General features: G+C 66.0%; 16 protein-coding genes. 8 read left to right on the top strand and 8 right to left on the bottom strand.

What is annotated here, in order from left to right; all coding sequences use genetic code 11:
- Positions 1-11 precede the first annotated feature (11 nt).
- The 8 genes from CLM60_RS14525 (at position 12) to CLM60_RS14490 (ending at position 12,450) form a co-directional block, all read left to right on the top strand.
- Positions 12-3,287 carry a YhdP family protein gene (locus CLM60_RS14525; RefSeq protein WP_095589850.1) on the top strand — a complete coding sequence of 1,092 codons (3,276 nt, stop codon included), beginning with the start codon at positions 12-14 and terminating at the stop codon, positions 3,285-3,287.
- The gene (queA, locus tag CLM60_RS14520; RefSeq protein WP_095589849.1) at positions 3,284-4,372 is read left to right on the top strand and encodes a tRNA preQ1(34) S-adenosylmethionine ribosyltransferase-isomerase QueA; all 1,089 of its coding nucleotides are present in this window, start codon (positions 3,284-3,286) and stop codon (positions 4,370-4,372) included. The genes CLM60_RS14525 and queA overlap by 4 nt, the downstream gene beginning before the upstream one ends.
- A gap of 57 nt (positions 4,373-4,429) precedes the next feature.
- Positions 4,430-5,686: an MFS transporter gene (locus CLM60_RS14515; RefSeq protein WP_095589848.1), complete on the top strand. Its 1,257-nt coding sequence runs from the start codon at positions 4,430-4,432 to the stop codon at positions 5,684-5,686.
- A 104-nt stretch (positions 5,687-5,790) separates the two neighbouring features.
- Entirely contained in the window at positions 5,791-6,369 is a 579-nt protein-coding gene (locus CLM60_RS14510; protein WP_095589847.1) for a DUF924 family protein, read from the top strand.
- Positions 6,370-6,450: 81 nt separating this feature from the next.
- On the top strand, positions 6,451-7,845 hold the full coding sequence (lpdA, locus tag CLM60_RS14505; protein WP_095589846.1) for a dihydrolipoyl dehydrogenase: 1,395 nt from the start codon (positions 6,451-6,453) through the stop codon (positions 7,843-7,845).
- Between the two features lie 40 nt (positions 7,846-7,885).
- A complete protein-coding gene (locus CLM60_RS14500; RefSeq protein ID WP_095589845.1) occupies positions 7,886-9,058 on the top strand; it encodes an MFS transporter in 1,173 nt (390 codons plus the stop codon).
- 87 nt (positions 9,059-9,145) lie between these two features.
- Entirely contained in the window at positions 9,146-12,004 is a 2,859-nt protein-coding gene (gene uvrA / locus CLM60_RS14495) for an excinuclease ABC subunit UvrA (protein WP_095589844.1), read from the top strand.
- Positions 12,005-12,069: 65 nt separating this feature from the next.
- Entirely contained in the window at positions 12,070-12,450 is a 381-nt protein-coding gene (locus CLM60_RS14490) for a hypothetical protein (protein ID WP_095589843.1), read from the top strand.
- A 3-nt stretch (positions 12,451-12,453) separates the two neighbouring features.
- Here CLM60_RS14490 and CLM60_RS14485 read toward each other — a convergent pair whose 3' ends face one another.
- From CLM60_RS14485 to CLM60_RS14450, 8 genes are all read right to left on the bottom strand, one after another.
- Positions 12,454-12,780, bottom strand: coding sequence for an excinuclease ABC subunit A (locus CLM60_RS14485; protein ID WP_245848424.1), 327 nt, complete (start codon positions 12,778-12,780; stop codon positions 12,454-12,456).
- Positions 12,781-12,872: 92 nt separating this feature from the next.
- Positions 12,873-13,076 carry a YgaP family membrane protein gene (locus CLM60_RS14480; RefSeq protein ID WP_095589842.1) on the bottom strand — a complete coding sequence of 68 codons (204 nt, stop codon included), beginning with the start codon at positions 13,074-13,076 and terminating at the stop codon, positions 12,873-12,875.
- 81 nt (positions 13,077-13,157) lie between these two features.
- Complete coding sequence (locus CLM60_RS14475) at positions 13,158-13,817, bottom strand: Crp/Fnr family transcriptional regulator (RefSeq protein WP_095589841.1); 660 nt, start codon at positions 13,815-13,817, stop codon at positions 13,158-13,160.
- A gap of 31 nt (positions 13,818-13,848) precedes the next feature.
- Complete coding sequence (locus CLM60_RS14470; protein WP_095589840.1) at positions 13,849-14,175, bottom strand: hypothetical protein; 327 nt, start codon at positions 14,173-14,175, stop codon at positions 13,849-13,851.
- Positions 14,172-15,047, bottom strand: a complete 876-nt coding sequence (gene mmsB, locus CLM60_RS14465) for a 3-hydroxyisobutyrate dehydrogenase (RefSeq protein ID WP_095589839.1) — start codon at positions 15,045-15,047, stop codon at positions 14,172-14,174. The genes CLM60_RS14470 and mmsB overlap by 4 nt, the downstream gene beginning before the upstream one ends.
- Positions 15,044-16,087 (bottom strand): enoyl-CoA hydratase/isomerase family protein, encoded by a 1,044-nt coding sequence (locus CLM60_RS14460; protein WP_095589838.1) that lies wholly within the window; start codon positions 16,085-16,087, stop codon positions 15,044-15,046. The genes mmsB and CLM60_RS14460 overlap by 4 nt, the downstream gene beginning before the upstream one ends.
- A complete protein-coding gene (locus CLM60_RS14455) occupies positions 16,087-17,232 on the bottom strand; it encodes an acyl-CoA dehydrogenase family protein (protein ID WP_095589837.1) in 1,146 nt (381 codons plus the stop codon). The genes CLM60_RS14460 and CLM60_RS14455 overlap by 1 nt, the downstream gene beginning before the upstream one ends.
- A 78-nt stretch (positions 17,233-17,310) precedes the next feature.
- A complete protein-coding gene (locus CLM60_RS14450) occupies positions 17,311-18,444 on the bottom strand; it encodes a carboxylate-amine ligase (protein WP_095589836.1) in 1,134 nt (377 codons plus the stop codon).
- Positions 18,445-18,461: the final 17 nt, after the last annotated feature.

Genomic DNA, 18,461 nt, shown 5'->3' with positions numbered 1-18,461 from the left:
AAAGGCGAGAGATGAGCGAAACCGTTTCCAAACCCCGGCGCCGTCATGTCCGGCGCGCGGCGATCTTTCTGGGGATAGCGATCTTCCTGCTGGTGCTGGCCGCGGGGGTGGCGGCGCTGGCCTTTACCGGGCGAATGGTGCAGCTGCCCGATTGGGTCACCGAGCGGCTGGAAACCCGGCTGAACGCAATGATCGCGCCCGCGGCGGTCGACATCGCCGGGGCGGATCTGTTCGTGTCGCGCCAGGGCGTGCCACAGATCCACCTGCGCCAGGTCGCCCTGTCGGATGCGCGCGGCCGCACGGTGGCGCAACTGCCCGAGCTGAACGCCACCATCGCCGCCCGCCCGCTGCTGCAACAGCGCCAGGTGATGCTGCGGCGGCTGGAGCTGACGGATGCGCATCTGTTCCTGCGCCGCGCCGCTGACGGCTCGCTGGACATGGCGCTGGGGGATGTGCCGGTGAACGGTACCGGCGCCACCACCATGGTCGAGGCGCTGGAGCAGTTCGACGACGCCTTTACCGCGCCCGTGCTGGAAGCGGTCGAGGGGATCTCGGTCGAGCGGCTGGCGCTCAGCTATGAAGATGCCCGTTCGGGCCGCAAATGGCAGGTCAGCGATGGGCTGATGACACTGGACCAGACCGACGAACAGATCGAGCTGCGGGTGTTCTTCTCGCTGCAGAACGATCAGGGCGTCCCGTCCGAGGTGGCGGTGAATTTCGTCTCGGACAAGGGATCGAACAGCGCGCGCTTCTCGGCCAATTTCAGCGACATGCCCGCCGCCGACATCGCCACGCAATCGCCCGGTCTTGCCTTTCTGGCGGTGATCGACGCGCCGATTTCCGGCGCCGTGCGCAGCGGCACCACCGCCGATGGCGGTCTGGCGCCGCTTTCCGCCGCGCTCGAGGTCGGCGGCGGCTCGCTGCGGCCGGTCGAGGGCGTCGCGCCGATCCGCTTCAATCGCGGCAAAAGCTATTTCTCCTACGATCCGGGCGGCGACAAGATCACCTTCGACGAGATCGAGGTCGACACCGCCGGTCTGCGGCTCAGGGCCGATGGCCATGCATATCTGCGCGATCACGTGGCGGGCTGGCCCAGCAGCCTGGTCACCCAGTTCCGCTTCGGCGAGGTGCTGCTGGACCCCGAGGGGCTGTTTGCCGAACCCGCCCGCTTTGTCGGCGGCGCGGTGGATTTCAAGGTCGCGCTGGACCCGTTCACCGCGCAGATCGGGCAGGTGGTGCTGACCGATGCGGCGGGCGTGGATTATCGCGGGTCGGGCCGGGTCACCGCCGATGCCAAGGGCTGGCAGGTCGATGCCGACCTGTCGCTGGACGAGATCACCGATGACCGGCTGCTGGCGCTCTGGCCCGTCGATCTGGTGCCGGGGACGCGGCGCTGGATCGCCAACAACGTGCTGTCGGGCAAGTTCTTCGATGTGCGTGCCGCCGTCCGGCTGCGGCCCGACCAGCCGCCCGTCGCCTCGCTCAGCCACGAGTTTCGCGACGCGCGGGTGCGGTTCCTGAAGACCATGCCGCCCATCGAAAACGGCTTCGGCTATGCCACGATCAGCGACAACGCCTTTACCCTGGTGGTCGAAAGCGGCCATGTGACGGCGCCCGCCGGGGGGCGGGTGCAGATGGCCGGGTCGGTGATGCATGTGCCCGATCTGGGGATCAAGCGGCCCCCGGCGGAATTCACCCTGCGCACCGACAGCACGCTGAAGGACATCCTGTCGGTGCTGGATCTGGCCCCGCTCAGCATCATGAGCCGCGCGGGCCAGCCAATCGACCTGGCCAGCGCCCGGGCCCAGACCGAAACCCGGCTGGCGCTGGTCCTGAAGAAAGAGCTGAAGACCGAAGAGGTCACGTTCGACGTTCAGGGCACGATGAACGATGTGCACAGCACGGTGCTGGTGCCGGGCCGGGTGCTGCGCGCCGAAGAGCTGAGCCTGGTGGCCGATAACGATAGGGTCGAGATCGGCGGCGCGGCCAGCCTGGACGGGGTGCCCTTCACCGGGCGCTGGACCCAAGCGCTGGGTCCCGAGGCGCAGGGAAAATCGCGCGTGGCCGGGACCATCGAGCTGTCGCAGCGGTTTGCCGATGCGTTCAATATCGGCCTGCCCAGCGGGACCCTGTCGGGCGCGGGGCGCGGGGCTGTGACCATCGACCTGGCGCGCGACGCGCCGCCGGAATTCAGCCTGAATTCCGATCTGGCGGGCCTGGGCCTGTCGATGCCGGGGCTGGGCTGGTCCAAATCGCGCCAGTCCACGGGCGATCTGCGCGTGACCGGCGCGCTGTCGTCGCCGCCCCGGATCGACGCGCTCACCATCGATGCGGGCGGGCTGGAGACCTCGGGCCGGGTGACGCTGGGGCAGGGCGGCCAGTTGCAAAGCGCGGAATTCGACCGGGTGCGCCTGAACGGCTGGCTGGATGCGCCGGTCACCCTGACCGGGCGCGGGGCGGGCAACGCGCCCGCCATCGCGCTGCGCGGCGGGCTGGTCGATCTGCGCCGCCAGCCGCAGGGTACCGGCACGGGCGGCGGCACCGGCGGCCCGCCCATCGACGTGGCGCTGGACCGGCTAGTGATTTCCGACACCATGTCGCTGACCCGGGTGCGGGGGCAGCTGTCGCGCACAGGCGGTCCGGGCGGGCGCTTCACCGGCCGGCTGAACGGCCGCGCGCCGATCCAGGCGACGCTGGCGCCCGCGCGCAACGGCACCGCGATCCGGGTTCTGTCGAATGACGCGGGCGAGGCGCTGCGCGCCGCCGGGGTCTTTGCCAAGGCCAATGGCGGCACGCTGGACATGGTGTTGCAGCCGCGCGGGCCAAAGGGCGATTACGATGGCACGCTGTCGATCAAGCGCACGCGGGTCAAGGGCACGCCGGTGCTGGCCGAATTGCTGACCGCGATCAGCGTGGTGGGCATTCTGGAGCTGCTGGATGGCGAGGGGCTGGTCTTCAGCGATGTGGAAAGCGACTTCCGCTTGACCCCGGGCGCGTTGCAGATCAAGAGGGGCAGCGCGGTCGGCCCCTCGTTGGGGATCTCGTTGGCCGGGATCTATGATATGCGGGGCAACCGGCTGGACATGCAGGGCGTGATCTCTCCGATCTATTTGCTGAACGGCATCGGCAGCATCTTCACCCGCAAGGGCGAGGGGCTGTTCGGCTTCAACTATTCCCTGTCCGGCCCGGCCAAGACACCGCGCGTGCGGGTCAATCCGCTGTCGATCCTGACGCCCGGCATGTTCCGCGAGATCTTTCGCCGCCCGCCGCCGGAGCTGGCCAATTGAAGCTGTCCGATTTCGATTTCGACCTGCCCGAGGATCTGATCGCCACCCGGCCCGTCAGCCCGCGCAGTTCCGCGCGGATGCTGGTGGCCGAAGGGGGCGCGATCCGCGACCTGCATGTGCATGACCTGCCCGACCTGCTGGGGCCGGGCGACCGGCTGGTGCTGAACAACACCAAGGTGATCCCGGCGCGGCTGGCGGGCAAACGCCGGCGCGAGACCGCGCAGGGCGTGGTCGAGGCCGGGATCGAGCTGACCCTGCTGGAGCCGCGCCCCGGCGGCCAGTGGCAGGCGCTGGCCAAGCCGCTGCGCAAGCTGAAAGAGGGCGAAGAGGTCACGTTCGACGCGGGGCTTTCGGCGCGGGTCGTGGCGAAATCCGAAACCGATGTGACGCTGGCCTTCAACCTGACGGGCGACGATTTCGATGCCGCGCTGGCGCAGGCGGGCGCGATGCCGCTGCCGCCCTATATCGCCGGGCGGCGCGCGGCGGATGCCCGCGACAAGACCGATTACCAGACCGTCTTTGCCCGCCATTCCGGCGCTGTTGCGGCGCCCACGGCCTCGCTTCATTTCGACGATGCGCTGTTGCAGGCGCTGCGCGACCGGGGCGTGGCGTTCACCGAGGTCACGCTGCATGTGGGCGCGGGCACCTTTCTGCCGGTCAAGGTCGACGATGTGAGCCAGCACAAGATGCACGCCGAATGGGGCGAGGTGACCGAGGACGCCGCCGCCCAGATCAACGCCACCCGCGCCGCCGGGGGCCGCGTGATCCCGGTGGGCACCACCGCGCTGCGGCTGATCGAAAGCGCCGCCACCCCCGATGGCACCATGCATCCCTGGCGCGGCGAGACCGATATCTTCATCACCCCCGGCTACCGGTTCCGCGTGGCGGATGGGCTGATGACCAATTTCCACCTGCCGAAATCGACACTGATGATGCTGGTCTCGGCGCTGATGGGGGTGGGGGCGATCCGGGCGATCTATGCCCATGCCATCGCGGCGGGGTACCGGTTCTTCAGCTATGGCGACGCGTCGCTTTTGCTGCCCGATGCGCCGGACACGAGCGACATGAAGACGTCGCTTTCATGATCTACAGGCGGTCCGTGATCGGGTAGCCTGCCCGGGTAAAGAAAGAAGCGATCTGATATGCTGCGTGTATTCTTGCATTCCTGGCCCCTGTTGCTGGGCCTGATGTTGTTGATGGTGGGCAACGGCCTGCAGGGCACGCTGCTGGGTGTGCGCGGCCCGATCGAGGGGTTCTCGACATTCCAGATGTCGCTGATCATGGCGGCGTATTTCCTGGGCTTTCTGGGCGGTTCGCGCGCGACGCCGGAACTGATCCGGCGGGTGGGGCATGTGCGGGTCTTTGCGGCGCTGGGATCGCTGATCTCGGCGGTGCTGATCCTCTATCCGTCGATTGCCAACCCCTGGGCCTGGGCGGTGCTGCGGGTGCTGATCGGGTTCTGCTTCTCGGGCGTTTATGTCACCACCGAAAGCTGGCTGAACAATTCGGCCACCAATGAAACCCGTGGCCAGACCCTGTCGCTTTACATGATCGTGCAGATGGTCGGCATCATCGCGGCGCAAGGCCTGCTGGTGCTGGGCGATCCGTCGGGCTTCATCCTGTTCATCGTGCCCTCGGTGCTGGTTTCGGTGTCGTTCGCGCCGATCCTGCTGTCGGTCTCGCCCACGCCCGCGTTTGACATGACCAAGCCGATGAGCCTGCGCGAGCTGTTTCACAACTCGCCGCTGGGATGCGTGGGCTCTTTCCTGTTGGGGGGCGTCTTTTCGGCCCAGTTCGGCATGGCCGCCGTTTACGCCACACAGGCGGGGATGGAGCTGGCGCAGATCTCGATCTTCATCGCGATGATCTATGTCGGCGCGCTGGTGCTGCAATATCCCATCGGCTGGCTCTCGGACCGGATGGACCGCCGCGCGCTGGTCATGGCGGTGGCCGCGATGGGGGGCGTGGCGTCGCTGGTGGGGATCTGGTCGGGGTCGGCCTTTACGGTCCTGCTGGGCGTGGCGTTCCTGATGGGCGGGGCGGCCAACCCGCTTTATGCGCTGCTGATTGCCCACACCAATGATTTCCTCGAGGTCGAGGACATGGCCGCGGCCTCGGGCGGGCTGATCTTCATCAACGGGCTGGGTGCGATTGCCGGTCCCATCGTCACCGGCTGGCTGATGTCGACCATGGGGCCGGGGGGCTATTGGCTGTTCATCGGGTTGCTGATGCTGGCGCTGGCGGCCTATGCGGCCTATCGCACGACCCAGCGCCCGGCGCCGTCGTCGCATGAAACCGGTTCCTATGCGCCGGTCATGCCGTCGGCCTCGCCCGTGGCGGTCGAAGCCGCACAGGAATATTTCATTGATGCCCAGGATGAAACAAATATTGAGCATTAGACACGGATTCAGCGGGTTGCAGGTGTAACTTCTTGCGGGTTAGCTGGGGTCCAGAGACACTTGGGCAGGCTGGGGAGCTGGTTATGAGTGAGGGAGAAGGTCATTTGTGTAACCCCGAGGAAATCACCGCATTCTGGATCGACGAGGTCGGCCCGAAGGGCTGGTATGCCACCGATCCGAAGCTGGACGCGCGCATTCGCGACCGTTTCGACGCCCCGTGGCAGATCGCCCGCGATGGCGGCTTTCACGAATGGCTCACGCTGCCCGACACCGCGCTGGCCTATCTGATCCTGACCGACCAGTTCCCGCGCAACATGTATCGCGGCAGCGGTCAGGCGTTCGACACCGACAAACAGGCGCGGGCCTTTGCCAAACAGGCCATCGATGCCGGGCATGACATGCGCGTTGCCGAACCCGAACGCCAGTTCTTCTATCTGCCGCTGATGCATTCGGAATGTCTGATGGATCAGGAACGCTGCGTGCGGCTGATGCTGACCCGGATGCCCGAAACCGGCGCCGATAACCTGCTGCATGCCAAGGCGCATCGCGAGGTCATCCGCCAGTTCGGCCGCTTCCCCTATCGCAACGCCGCCCTGGACCGCAGCAACAGCGCGGCAGAAACCGATTTCATCGACAATGGCGGCTATGGCCGCGTGGTCGAGGAACTGCGCGCCGCCGCCTGATGGCGTCCTGCTGAAGGTCGGTCATTGAAGAAGCCCGCCCGGCGGTCTAGCCTGCCATCAGCGACAGATGGAGGACAGCGCATGGCGGGCAAATCATTCGACGTGATCGTGATCGGGGCCGGTCCCGGCGGCTATGTCGCGGCGATCCGGGCGGCGCAGCTGGGCCTGTCCGTCGCGGTGGTGGAGCGCGAACATCTGGGCGGCATCTGTCTGAACTGGGGCTGTATCCCGACCAAGGCGCTGCTGCGCTCGGCCGAGGTGTTCCACCTGATGGAGCGGGCCAAGGATTTCGGCCTGAGCGCCGACAAGATCGGCTTTGATCTGGACGCGGTCGTCAAACGCTCGCGCGGGGTGGCGGGGCAGCTGTCGGGCGGGATCGGCCACCTGATGAAGAAGAACAAGATCACCGTGGTGATGGGCGCGGCCACGATCCCCGCCAAGGGCAAGGTCAGCGTAAAGACCGACAAGGGCACCGAGGATCTGACCGCCAAGCACATCGTTCTGGCCACCGGCGCGCGGGCACGCGAGCTGCCGGGGCTGGAGGCCGATGGCGATCTGGTCTGGACATACAAGCACGCGCTGCAACCGCCCCGGATGCCGAAAAAGCTGCTGGTCATCGGCTCGGGCGCCATCGGCATCGAATTCGCCAGCTTCTTCAACACGCTGGGCGCCGACACGACCGTGGTCGAGGTGATGGACCGCGTCCTGCCCGTGGAAGACGCCGAGATCAGCGCCTTTGCCAAGAAACAATTCGTCAAGCAGGGCATGACGATCATGGAACAGGCGATGGTCAAGCAGCTCGACCGTGCCAAGGGCAAGGTCACCGCCCATATCGAAATCGGCGGCAAGGTTGAAAAGCACGAGTTCGACACCGTGATTTCCGCCGTTGGCATTGTCGGCAATGTCGAAGGGCTGGGGCTGGAGGAACTGGGCGTCAAGATCGACCGCACCCATGTGGTGACGGACGAATTTTGCCGGACCGGGGTCGACGGGCTTTATGCCATCGGCGACATCGCGGGCGCGCCCTGGCTTGCGCACAAGGCCAGCCACGAGGGCGTGATGGTGGCCGAGCTGATCGCCGGCGGCCATCCGCACCCGGTGAAGCCCGAAAGCATCGCCGGCTGCACCTATTGCCACCCGCAGGTCGCCAGTGTCGGCCTGACCGAGGCCAAGGCGAAAGAGGCGGGGTACGACATCAAGGTCGGCCGCTTCCCCTTTATCGGCAATGGCAAGGCGATTGCCCTGGGCGAGCCTGAGGGGATGATCAAGACCGTCTTCGACGCCAAAACCGGCGAGCTTCTGGGCGCGCATATGGTGGGCGCCGAGGTGACGGAGCTGATCCAGGGCTATGTCGTCGGTCGGCAGCTGGAAACGACGGAAGAGGACCTGATGAACACCGTCTTCCCGCATCCCACCCTGTCCGAGATGATGCACGAATCCGTGCTGGACGCCTATGGCCGCGTGATCCATATGTAAGGGGCCGCGCGCGGCCTTCGCGCCAAAGGATCCTGCACCCATGTCTGATCGTTCCGAAACAGCGCTGTTGCTGGTCCTGACGCTTTGGGCGGCGGGGCTGTGCGCCGCCGGGCAGTTCGCCAAGATCAGCGTCAGTTACGGCGCGCTGGCGGATATCTATCCGCAGGCGGGGGCGGCGTTGGGCTATGCTTTGTCGCTGATCTCTTTGCTGGGGGTCGTACTTGGCGCGACCGCCGGGGCGCTGGTGGGGTGGCTGGGCTTTCGCCTGGTGCTGCTGGCCGCGCTGTTGCTGGGGGCTGCGGTGTCGCTGATACAGGCCGCCTTGCCCGGTTTCGGCCTTTTCCTGCTGTCGCGGGTGGTCGAAGGGGTCTCTCACCTGGCCATTGTCGTGGCCGCACCCACGCTGATCGCCCAAGTCACCGCGCCCCGCCACCAAGCCGCCGCGATGACACTCTGGAGCTGCTTTTTCGGCGTCGCCTATGCCGTCTTTGCCTGGGCCGGTATCCCGCTGATCCGCGCCGCCGGTCCCGCGCCGCTTTATGCGATCCATGCCGGGGGGTGTCTGGCCGTGGCGGCGGCGCTGTGGCTTATGCTGCCGCGCGACCGGGCCGGGGCGGCGGTGCCGCCGCGCCTGTCGCGAGTTCTGACCGATCTGGCGGCGATCTATCGCTCCCCCCGGACCAATGCCGCCGCGCTGGGGTGGCTTTGCTATACCTTCACCTTCGTGGCGATCCTGACCCTGCTGTCGCAGATCGTGGGCGAAGGGCGGGCTGCAGGCCTGATCGGGGCGATGCCGCTTGTCAGCATCGGCACCTCGCTGACGCTGGGCGTCGCGCTGTTGCAGCGCATTCCGGCCGAACGCGTTCTGATTGCGGGCTTCGCCGCCGCGCTGATCGTGCTGGGGCTGATCGGGCTGATGCCCGGCGCGGCCTGGCCGTTTCTGGTGCTGGCGATGGTCTGGGGCCTGATCCAGGGGGCGGGCTTTGCCATGGTGCCCCAGCTGAACGATACGGTCGAAACCCGCGCCCGCGCCAACGGGGCGATGGCGCAGATGGGCAATCTGGGCAACCTGCTGGGCACGCCGGTTCTGGCGGCGCTGCTGCTGGCGGGCGGGCTGAACGCGGTGTTGCTGGCCATTCTGGCGATCTATGGCTGCGCGATTGCCGTGCAACTGTGGCTGGCGCGGCTGCGCGCGCAAGCGGCCACGGGATAAATTGCATATTCCCGTTTTGTTCCGCTTTTTCGGTTGGAGACTCGCCCGCTGTCCACTATTTGTTAGGAATTCGTTCAAAGGTGGGTCATGGCCGAGCTGAAGAATATCGAGGTGCGCGGCGCGCGCGAGCATAACCTCAAGGGCATCGATGTGGATATTCCGCGCGATCAGCTGGTGGTGATCACCGGCCTGTCGGGGTCGGGCAAATCCAGCCTGGCGTTCGATACGATCTATGCCGAAGGGCAGCGGCGCTATGTCGAAAGCCTGTCGGCCTATGCCCGGCAATTTCTGGACATGATGGAAAAGCCCGATGTCGACCACATCAGCGGCCTGAGCCCTGCGATTTCCATCGAACAGAAGACGACCAGCAAGAACCCGCGTTCGACCGTCGGCACGGTGACCGAGATCTATGATTACCTGCGGCTGCTCTTCGCCCGCGCTGGCACGCCCTATAGCCCCGCCACCGGCAAGCCGATTGAGGCGCAGCAGGTGCAGGATATGGTCGACCGCGTGATGGCGATGGAGGAGGGCACGCGCGCCTATCTGCTGGCGCCCATCGTGCGCGACCGCAAGGGCGAATACCGCAAGGAAATGCTGGAACTGCGCAAGCAGGGGTTCCAGCGGGTCAAGGTCGACGGCGAATTCCACGATCTGGACACCCCGCCGACGCTGGACAAGAAATTCCGCCACGATATCGACGTTGTGGTCGACCGGATCGTGATCAAGGAGGGGCTGGAAACCCGGCTGGCCGACAGTTTCCGCACCGCACTGGATCTGGCCGACGGGATCGCCATTCTGGAAACCGCCCCGCGCGAGGGCGAGCCTGAGCGCATCACGTTTTCGGAAAACTTCGCCTGTCCCGTCAGCGGCTTCACCATCCCCGAGATCGAACCGCGCCTGTTTTCGTTCAACGCGCCCTTCGGGGCCTGCCCGGATTGCGACGGGCTGGGGGTCGAGCTGTTCTTTGACGAACGGCTGGTGGTGCCCGACCAGACGCTGAAACTGACCGATCTGGCCGCCGCGCATTGGCCCGAAGGCGGCACGCCCTATTTCAAGCAAGCGCTTGCGGCGATGGCCAAGCATTACGAATTCGACCTGAAAGCGCGGTGGAAGGACCTGCCGGCCTTTGCGCGTCAGGTGTTGCTGTATGGCTCGGGCGAGGAAGAGATCCTGTTCCGCTTTGACGAGGGCGGCCGTGTCTTCGACATCGAACGCACGTTCGAGGGCGTGATCCCCAATATGGAACGCCGCTTCCGCGAAACCGATTCAAGCTGGATCCGCGAGAAGTTCGAGAAATACCAGAACAACCGCCCTTGCGGCACCTGCCACGGCTATCGCCTGCGCCCCGAGGCGCTGGCGGTCAAGATCGGCGGGCTGCATGTGGGCGATGTGGTGCAGAAATCCATCCGCGAGGCGCTGGCCTGGATCGAGGCCGCGCCCGAGAGCCTGAGCGCCCAGAAGAACGAGATCGCCCGCGCCATCCTGAAGGAAATCCGGGAACGCCTTGGATTCCTGAATAACGTGGGATTGGAATATCTTACGCTGTCACGTTCATCCGGCACATTAAGCGGCGGCGAAAGCCAGCGTATCCGTCTGGCCAGCCAGATCGGCAGCGGACTGACCGGGGTGCTTTACGTGCTGGACGAACCGTCCATCGGCTTGCACCAGCGCGACAACGGCCGGCTTCTGACCACGCTGAAGAACCTGCGCGATCAGGGCAACACCGTGATCGTGGTGGAACATGACGAGGAAGCGATCCGCGAGGCCGATTATGTTTTCGACATCGGCCCCGGCGCCGGTGTGCATGGCGGACAGGTCGTGGCGCATGGCACGCCGGAACAGATCACCGGCGATCCCGCCTCGCTGACCGGGCAATACCTGAGCGGCACGCGCGAAATCGCGGTGCCCGCCACCCGGCGCAAGGGCAAGGGCAAGTCGGTCGTGGTCAAGAAAGCCACGGGCAACAACTTGAAGAACGTGACCGCCGAATTCCCGCTGGGCAAGTTCGTCTGTGTGACCGGCGTGTCGGGCGGGGGCAAATCCACGCTGACCATCGAAACCCTGTTCAAGACCGCCAGCATGCGGCTCAATGGCGCGCGCCAGACGCCCGCGCCATGCGAAACCATCAAGGGGCTGGAGCATCTGGACAAGGTCATCGATATCGACCAGCGCCCCATCGGGCGTACCCCGCGCTCGAACCCCGCGACCTATACCGGGGCCTTCACGCCCATCCGCGACTGGTTCGCGGGCCTGCCCGAGGCCAAGGCGCGTGGCTACAAGCCGGGGCGGTTTTCCTTCAACGTCAAGGGCGGCCGGTGCGAGGCCTGTCAGGGCGACGGGGTCATCAAGATCGAGATGCATTTCCTGCCCGATGTCTATGTCACCTGCGAGACCTGCAAAGGCGCGCGCTATAACCGCGAAACGCTGGAAATTCGCTGGAAAGGCAAGAGTATCGCCGATGTTCTTGATATGACGGTCGAGGACGCGCAGGAGTTCTTCAAGGCCGTCCCGTCGATCCGCGACAAGATGGATGCGCTGATGCGCGTGGGGCTGGGCTATATCAAGGTCGGCCAACAGGCCACGACCCTGTCGGGCGGTGAGGCACAGCGCGTGAAGCTGTCGAAAGAGCTGTCGAAACGCGCCACGGGCCGCACGCTCTATATCCTCGACGAACCCACGACGGGCCTGCATTTCGAGGATGTGCGCAAGCTGCTCGAAGTGCTGCACGAGCTGGTCGAGCAGGGCAATTCGGTGGTGGTGATCGAACACAATCTTGATGTGATCAAGACCGCCGACTGGATCATCGATATCGGCCCCGAAGGTGGCGATGGCGGGGGCGAGATCGTGGCGATCGGCACACCCGAGGACGTGGCCAAGGAACCGCGCAGCCATACCGGCCGCTATCTGGCCGAGATCCTGAACGCCAAGCGCGTGGCGGCGGAATAGGCGACCCTATTTCTGCCTGAATGTGCCGCCATGCTGTCCGCCGTGATTGGCGGATGACAGGCACTATGCGAAAGCTTGCAGCGATTCTGATCGTGGCGATGGCCCTTGGCGCGGGGCGGCCTGCGGTGGCGGGGCAGCCGATCCATGAAAGCCTGATGGATTGCGCCGCGCTTTACACAATGGGCGCGCGGATGGGGTCGGGGGGCGATGGCCCGAAAGCCCGGGCCTTGGGTCACGCCGCCGAACAGATGACGGCGGCGGCGATCCTGCTGGCGCGCCGCGACGGGATCCCCGCGCCCGAGGGGCATATCCTGACCCTTGCGCAGGAAAAGGTCGGCCATTGGGATGCCAAGGGGCGGCTTTTCGTGCTCAGCCGCGATTTCCGCGACTGGGCACAGTATTGCGGCAAGCTTTCAGATGCGCTTGGGCTGGACCTGCGCCGTTAGGGGTCAGTCCAGCACCTGGGCGATGGCGCCGATCACATCCAGGATCTCGCCCGTGTCACGGTCGATCCGCACCACATTATCGCCCAGCCGGTAATAGGTTTGATCGGGGTCCAGCCCGTGACGGCCGGGATAGCGCACGCGGGTATAGCGGTCGTCGATATAACCGTGCCGGCCATCATGTTTTTTTGCCTGACCGGGCGGCACGCAATGCGGGCTTTTCTTGGCCAGGCCGGGCGGGCAGTGGCCCGCGGATTTCCCGGCCCCCGCCATTGCGGCGGCGGGCGCCAGGGTCAGCAGCGCGGCGGCGGTCAGATGTTTCAGACGGATCATGCGACCCTCCTTCCTGTTCCTTCAGGGAACAGGTGGGGGCGCCGCGCGCCTGCGTCCAGTGCCGCGCCCGGTGGGCGGCGGCGATCCGCCGATCAGGATTTCTTCATCGGACAGGTGTTCAGCCCGAAGATCGAATAAAGCGGGCAGGTCGACATCAGCCCGGTGACCAGCGGCACGATGCCGATCAGATACAGCCACTTATAGGGGCCATCGACGATGAAAAAGGCCGCGATCAGGGCCAGACCGACGATGATGCGCAGGGCGCGGTCGATGCCGCCAACGTTTTTCTTGAGCATATGCGTTCTCCGATAGTGCACCCCGCCCGGAATCGGGCGGTTCGGGTGCAGTATCGCGCACCAGGCGGCGGCGGTCTGTGACTAGGTCACCGAAGGCGCGTCGATTTCCGCAAGCCGCGCCAGCCCGGGCCGGTCGGTCAGGGTGACGACCCCGCGATCCAAGCGCACCAGCCCGCGTTTCGACAAGGCCTCCAACCGGCGCGAGATCACCTCGCGCGCGCTGCCGATGATGGTGGCCAGCTCCTGATGTGTGGCTTCGACCCGGTCGCCAATGGCGCGGTCCAGCAGGGCGCGCGCCAGCCGGCTTTCGACCTTTTGAAAGGCCACGCGTTCCAGCAGCGCCATCATCCCCTGCATCCGGCCCGCGAAGGCGCCGAAGACGAAATGCCGGAACGGGGCCGAGCCATCCATCAGCGCCAGAAAGGTATCCTTGGGCACCAGCACCAGATCGCATTCGGTGGCGGTGATCGCCTCGCCCGTATAATCCTCGCCCCCCAGCAGGCCCAGCGTCGATTGCACACAGGACTGGCCGGGTTCGACCGCGTACAGCAGGATGTCGCGCCCGGTGGGGCCGGTCAGGAACACCTCGACCCGGCCGTTCAGGACGATGGCGAAACCGCGCGCGGCCTCGCCGGGGTTGAACAGGATCTGACCCTTGGGCAGGTGCATCGGCGGCAGGGCGTCCAGCCGCGACAGGGTGCCGGGATCAAGCCCGGGCAAGGCGGTCCGGGCCCACCCCATCAGCCGCGCCCGCCCGGGGTTGCGGGGCGCCTCAGCCGCCCCATTTCACGATGCTCTCGTAAAGCCCGCTCCATTCCGGCGGGGCGGGGAACTGGGCGCTGTAATCCTGCTGTGCGCCCGCGTCCAGGGCCGCGTACCAGCGCCGGAACGCAATCAGATAGGTTTCGCCCGTGCCCATCCGCCATCCCAGCGAGTCGGGTTCAAGATCGGGAAACTGCATCCACGGGGGGCGCTGCGGGTCGGCGTGGCCGCACTGGCGATAGCGTTCGGCAGCGGCGTCGAAGCGGTCGCGCAACGCATCCAGCTGCGCGCCGTCGATGATCTTCCACCGCGCCTGAAGCCCGCCCTTGTCCGTCATCCGCCACGCCCGCGCTTTTCGAACCGGGGCAGCATGGCGCTGAAATCGCGGCCCTTGCCGTCCTCGGCCTCGACAAAGGCCGCGTAAAGCGCGGCGGCGGCCTGTCCCATGGGCGTGTCGGCATCGACCGATTCCGCGGCCTGTTGGCTCAGGCGCAGGTCCTTCAGCATCAACTCGGCCGCAAAACCGGGCTGATAGCCATTGTCGGCGGGCGAGGTCGGGCCGACGCCGGGGGCGGGGCAATAGGCGTTCATGGTCCAGCTATAGCCCGAAGAGGTGCTGACCACATCAAACATCTTGTCGCGGGCCAGGCCCAGCTTGTCGGCCAGCGCGAAAGCCTCGCATGTGGCGATCATGGTGACGCCCAGGATCATGTTGTTGCAGATCTTGGCCGACTGGCCCGCGCCCGCAGCGCCGCAATGCACAGCCTTTTGCCCCATGATGTTAAAGAGCGGCTGGACGGTGGCAAAGGCATCCGCGCCGCCGCCCACCATGAAGGTCAGCGTCCCGGCGGTCGCCCCGCCGACGCCGCCCGACACTGGCGCATCCAGCGCGCCCAGGCCCGCGGCGTCGGCCTGATCCGCGACGGCGCGGGCGCTGTCCACATCGACGGTCGAACAATCGCACAGCACCGCGCCCTTGGTCATGGCGGGGATGACCTCGTCCGCGACCGCGCGCAGGATCGCGCCATTGGGCAGCATGGTGATGACCACATCGGCGCCCGTGGCTGCGGCGGCTGCGCTGTCAGCTTTCGCAACGCCGTCGGGGCAGGGGGCGGACAGGTCGAAGCCCGTCACATCATGCCCCGCCGCGACCAGATTGGCCGCCATCGGCCCGCCCATGTTGCCCAGCCCGATAAATCCGATTTTCATGCCTGTTCCTCCAATTTCAAGGCCGCTTCCCCCAGCGGCATTAGCATCCTGGTCACATCTGCGCCGGGCACCTGTTCGATATCGGTATGCTGCCAGCGCGGGTTGCGGTCCTTGTCGATGATCGCGGCGCGGATCCCTTCGAGGAAATCGCCATGTTCCATCGCGCGATGGGTAAAGCGGTATTCCAGCTCCAGCGCCGGTTCGATCCGGTCGCGACCCCGCAGGCGGTGGATCATCTCGACCGTACAGGCCGCCGACAGCGGCGCAGACCGCCCCAGCGCCTTCAGCGCGCCTTGCGCGAATTCGCTGTCGTCATGGCGCAGGGACCGGACGATATCGCCCAGGGTCTCGCCCGCGAAATGACGGTCGATATCGGCCTGTGCTGATGCCAGCGTGCCATCGGGGGCGGGTTTTGCGGCGGGGTCAATCTCCTGCCAATCGCCGGTCTGTTCCAGCCGGGCGATCAGGGCGGGCCAGTCGGCCTGCGGCACGAAGTAATCGGCAAAGCCCGCATGGATCGCATCCGCCGCGCCAAGCCGCGCGGCGGTGGTGCCCAGGTATTCGCCCAGCCGCCCCGGCGCCCGCGCCAGGATCAACGAGCCGCCCACATCCGGCACCAGCCCGATGCCGCATTCGGGCATGGAAATCTGGCTGCTCTCGCCCACGACCCGGTGCGAGCCGTGACAGCCCACGCCCACGCCGCCGCCCATGGTGAAGCCCTGAAGAAAGCTCGCCACCGGCTTGGGAAAATTGAACATTTTGGCGTTCATGCGGTATTCGTCGCGCCAGAATTTCCGGCCATAGTCGAAATCGCCCGCGATGCCGGTGTCGTACATTTCCTGAATGTCGCCCCCGGCACAGAACGCCCGATCCCCCACCGCGTCGATCACGATCAACGCCACCCGGTCATCGCTGGCCCAGGCGTCCAGCGCACCCTCGATCGCCAGGCTCATGTCATAGGTCAGCGCATTCAGCGCCTTGGGCCGGTTCAGCGTGATCCGCCCCGCGCGGCCGGTGATGCGGATGTCGATGTCGCTCATTACCCCCGCTCCGCCAGCATCTGCCGGGCCACAATCAGCCGCATGATCTCGTTCGTGCCTTCCAGGATCTGGTGCACCCGCAGATCGCGGACCAGTTTCTCGATCCCGTAATCGGCCAGATAGCCATAGCCACCATGCAGTTGCAGGCATTGATCGACAATGCGGCTGCCGGCCTCGGTCACGAATTTCTTGGCCATCGCGCAGTATTTGGTGGCATCGGGCGCGCGGGTGTCCAGCTTCCAAGCGGCCTGACGCAGGAAGGTGCGGGCGGCCTGAAGCTCGATCTCCATATCCGCCAGGCGGAATTGCAGCGCCTGGAACTGGTCGATGGGTTTGCCGAAGGCCTTGCGCTCGCCCATGTAATCCAGCGTGGCGTTCAGCGCGGCCTGTGCAGCCCCAAGGGAGCAGGCGCTGATGTTCAGCCGCCCGCCATCCAGACCCATCATCGCGTATTTGAAGCCCGATCCTTCCTCGCCCAGCAGGTTCCCGGCGGGCACCTTGCACGCGTCCATCTGGACCTGCCGCGTGGGTTGGGAGCGCCAGCCCATCTTGTCCTCGAGCCCGCCAAAGGACAGCCCCGGCGCGCCATCCTCGACCACCAGCGCCGACACGCCGCGCGGGCCGTCCTCGCCCGTGCGGCACATGACGATATAGGCATCCGCATAGCCCCCGCCCGAGATGAAGGCTTTGGTGCCCGTCAGGGCATAGCCGTCATTGCTGCGCAGGGCCTTGGTCTTCAGCGCCGCGGCGTCCGAGCCCGAGCCCGGTTCGGTCAGGCAATAGGCAAAGACCTGTTCCATGGCGATGGCGGGGCCCAGGAAGCGGTCCTTGATCGCGTCATCGCCGAACTTGTCCAGCATCGCCGCGCACATGTTGTGGATCGACAGGAACGCCGCGACCGACGGACAGGCCATCGACAGCGCCTCGAACACCATGGTGGCGTCCAGACGCGACAGGCCCGCGCCGCCCGATTCCTCGCGCACGTAAAGCCCGCCAAAGCCCAGCTCGGCCAGTTTGGGCCACAGGTCCTTGGGGATATCGCCCGCCTGTTCCCAGGCGCGGGCATGCGGGGCGATCTCGGCCGTGCCGAAATCCCGTGCCATGTCGAAGATGGCGGTTTGTTCCTCGGTCGGTGCGAAATCCATCAGGGCCTCCCATTCGCGGCGACAATTGAACGTGTGTTTAATTTTCGATTGTTGCGAGAGTTTTGCAAGCGGGAAAGATCACAGATCCCGCGTAAATTCCGATATCAGGTGATGCACGACGGCATTCAGCGCCTCGCGCCCGGTTGCGCCGGCCTTGAGCGCGGCACCGTGCACCTGACGCTGGCGGTCGGAACTGGTGCCCTGGGCCAGGATATCGCGCAGGCCTGCCAGTTCGGGCTGGCAATTCAGCGCATCGGCATCCTGGCTGACAAGCGCGATCAACTCTTCGATCAGATCGGTCATCGGCACGATCTGTCCGGCGCCGAAATCGATCAGCCCTTCGCCCAGCCCATAGCGTTGCGCGCGCCAGCGGTTTTCCGACAGCAGGAACCGGTCATAGATCCGCCAGCGCTGATTCTGCCGCGACAGGCGCCACAGCATCCGGGTGATGCACTGGATCGCGGCGGCCAGCGACAGGGTGTGTTCCAGCCGGGGCGAGACATCGCAGATCCGGGTTTCCAGCGTCGGGAACCGGGCCGAGGGGCGCAGGTCCCACCAGATTTTCGAGCTGTCCTCGATCAGCTTCATGCCGGTCAGCACGTTGACCATGCTTTGGTAATCGTCCCAGCCGGTGGGGCGGGGCGGCAACCCGGTGCGCGGCAGGTTGTCGAAAACCGTCAGCCGGTACGAGGCCAGCCCCGTATCCTCGCCCTGCCAGAAGGGCGAGGAGGTGCTGAGCGCCAGCAGATGCGGCAGGAAATAGGTCATCTGGTTCATCAGGTCGATCCGCTGTTCGGGATCGGGGATGCCCACATGCACATGCATGCCACAGATCAGCATCCGCCGCGCCACGCCGGCCAGATCCTTGTGCAGCGCGTTATAGCGGTCGCGGTCGGTGTGGTGCTGTTTCTTCCAGTCGCCGAACGGGTGGCAGGACGCGGCGATGGGGGCCAGACCGTATTCGCCCGCGATCCGGGCCACGGTGCGGCGCAGGTTGGTCAGATCCTGCCGGGCTTGGGAAATATCGGCGCAGACGCGGGTGCCGATTTCGACCTGGCATTGCAGGAATTCGGGGCTGAACTGCCCCTCAAGCTCTGTCGTGCAGGCCGACATCAGCGCATCGGGCGCATGGGCCAGGGCACAGGTTTCGGGGTCGACCAGAAGATATTCCTCTTCCACGCCCAGGGTGAAATCCGGTTCCGTTGTCACCATGCCTGCCCATCCCTGCC

It is taken from the genome of Actibacterium ureilyticum (assembly GCF_002285435.1).
GTDB lineage: Bacteria > Pseudomonadota > Alphaproteobacteria > Rhodobacterales > Rhodobacteraceae > Actibacterium_C > Actibacterium_C ureilyticum.
Note: the sequence above shows the minus strand (reverse complement) of the source record. Positions and strands in the feature narration are given on the sequence as shown.

Bases quoted from the DNA above. Each gene is read 5' to 3' on its own strand.
- CLM60_RS14525 (WP_095589850.1), top strand. From the start codon at position 12: ATGAGCGAAACCGTTTCCAAACCCCGGCGCCGTCATGTCCGGCGCGCG.
- CLM60_RS14515 (WP_095589848.1), top strand. From the start codon at position 4,430: ATGCTGCGTGTATTCTTGCATTCCTGGCCCCTGTTGCTGGGCCTGATG.
- lpdA (WP_095589846.1), top strand. From the start codon at position 6,451: ATGGCGGGCAAATCATTCGACGTGATCGTGATCGGGGCCGGTCCCGGC.
- CLM60_RS14500 (WP_095589845.1), top strand. From the start codon at position 7,886: ATGTCTGATCGTTCCGAAACAGCGCTGTTGCTGGTCCTGACGCTTTGG.
- uvrA (WP_095589844.1), top strand. From the start codon at position 9,146: ATGGCCGAGCTGAAGAATATCGAGGTGCGCGGCGCGCGCGAGCATAAC.
- CLM60_RS14490 (WP_095589843.1), top strand. From the start codon at position 12,070: ATGCGAAAGCTTGCAGCGATTCTGATCGTGGCGATGGCCCTTGGCGCG.
- CLM60_RS14485 (WP_245848424.1), bottom strand. From the start codon at position 12,780: ATGATCCGTCTGAAACATCTGACCGCCGCCGCGCTGCTGACCCTGGCG.
- CLM60_RS14480 (WP_095589842.1), bottom strand. From the start codon at position 13,076: ATGCTCAAGAAAAACGTTGGCGGCATCGACCGCGCCCTGCGCATCATC.
- CLM60_RS14475 (WP_095589841.1), bottom strand. From the start codon at position 13,817: ATGGGGTGGGCCCGGACCGCCTTGCCCGGGCTTGATCCCGGCACCCTG.
- CLM60_RS14470 (WP_095589840.1), bottom strand. From the start codon at position 14,175: ATGACGGACAAGGGCGGGCTTCAGGCGCGGTGGAAGATCATCGACGGC.
- mmsB (WP_095589839.1), bottom strand. From the start codon at position 15,047: ATGAAAATCGGATTTATCGGGCTGGGCAACATGGGCGGGCCGATGGCG.
- CLM60_RS14460 (WP_095589838.1), bottom strand. From the start codon at position 16,087: ATGAGCGACATCGACATCCGCATCACCGGCCGCGCGGGGCGGATCACG.
- CLM60_RS14455 (WP_095589837.1), bottom strand. From the start codon at position 17,232: ATGGATTTCGCACCGACCGAGGAACAAACCGCCATCTTCGACATGGCA.
- CLM60_RS14450 (WP_095589836.1), bottom strand. From the start codon at position 18,444: ATGGTGACAACGGAACCGGATTTCACCCTGGGCGTGGAAGAGGAATAT.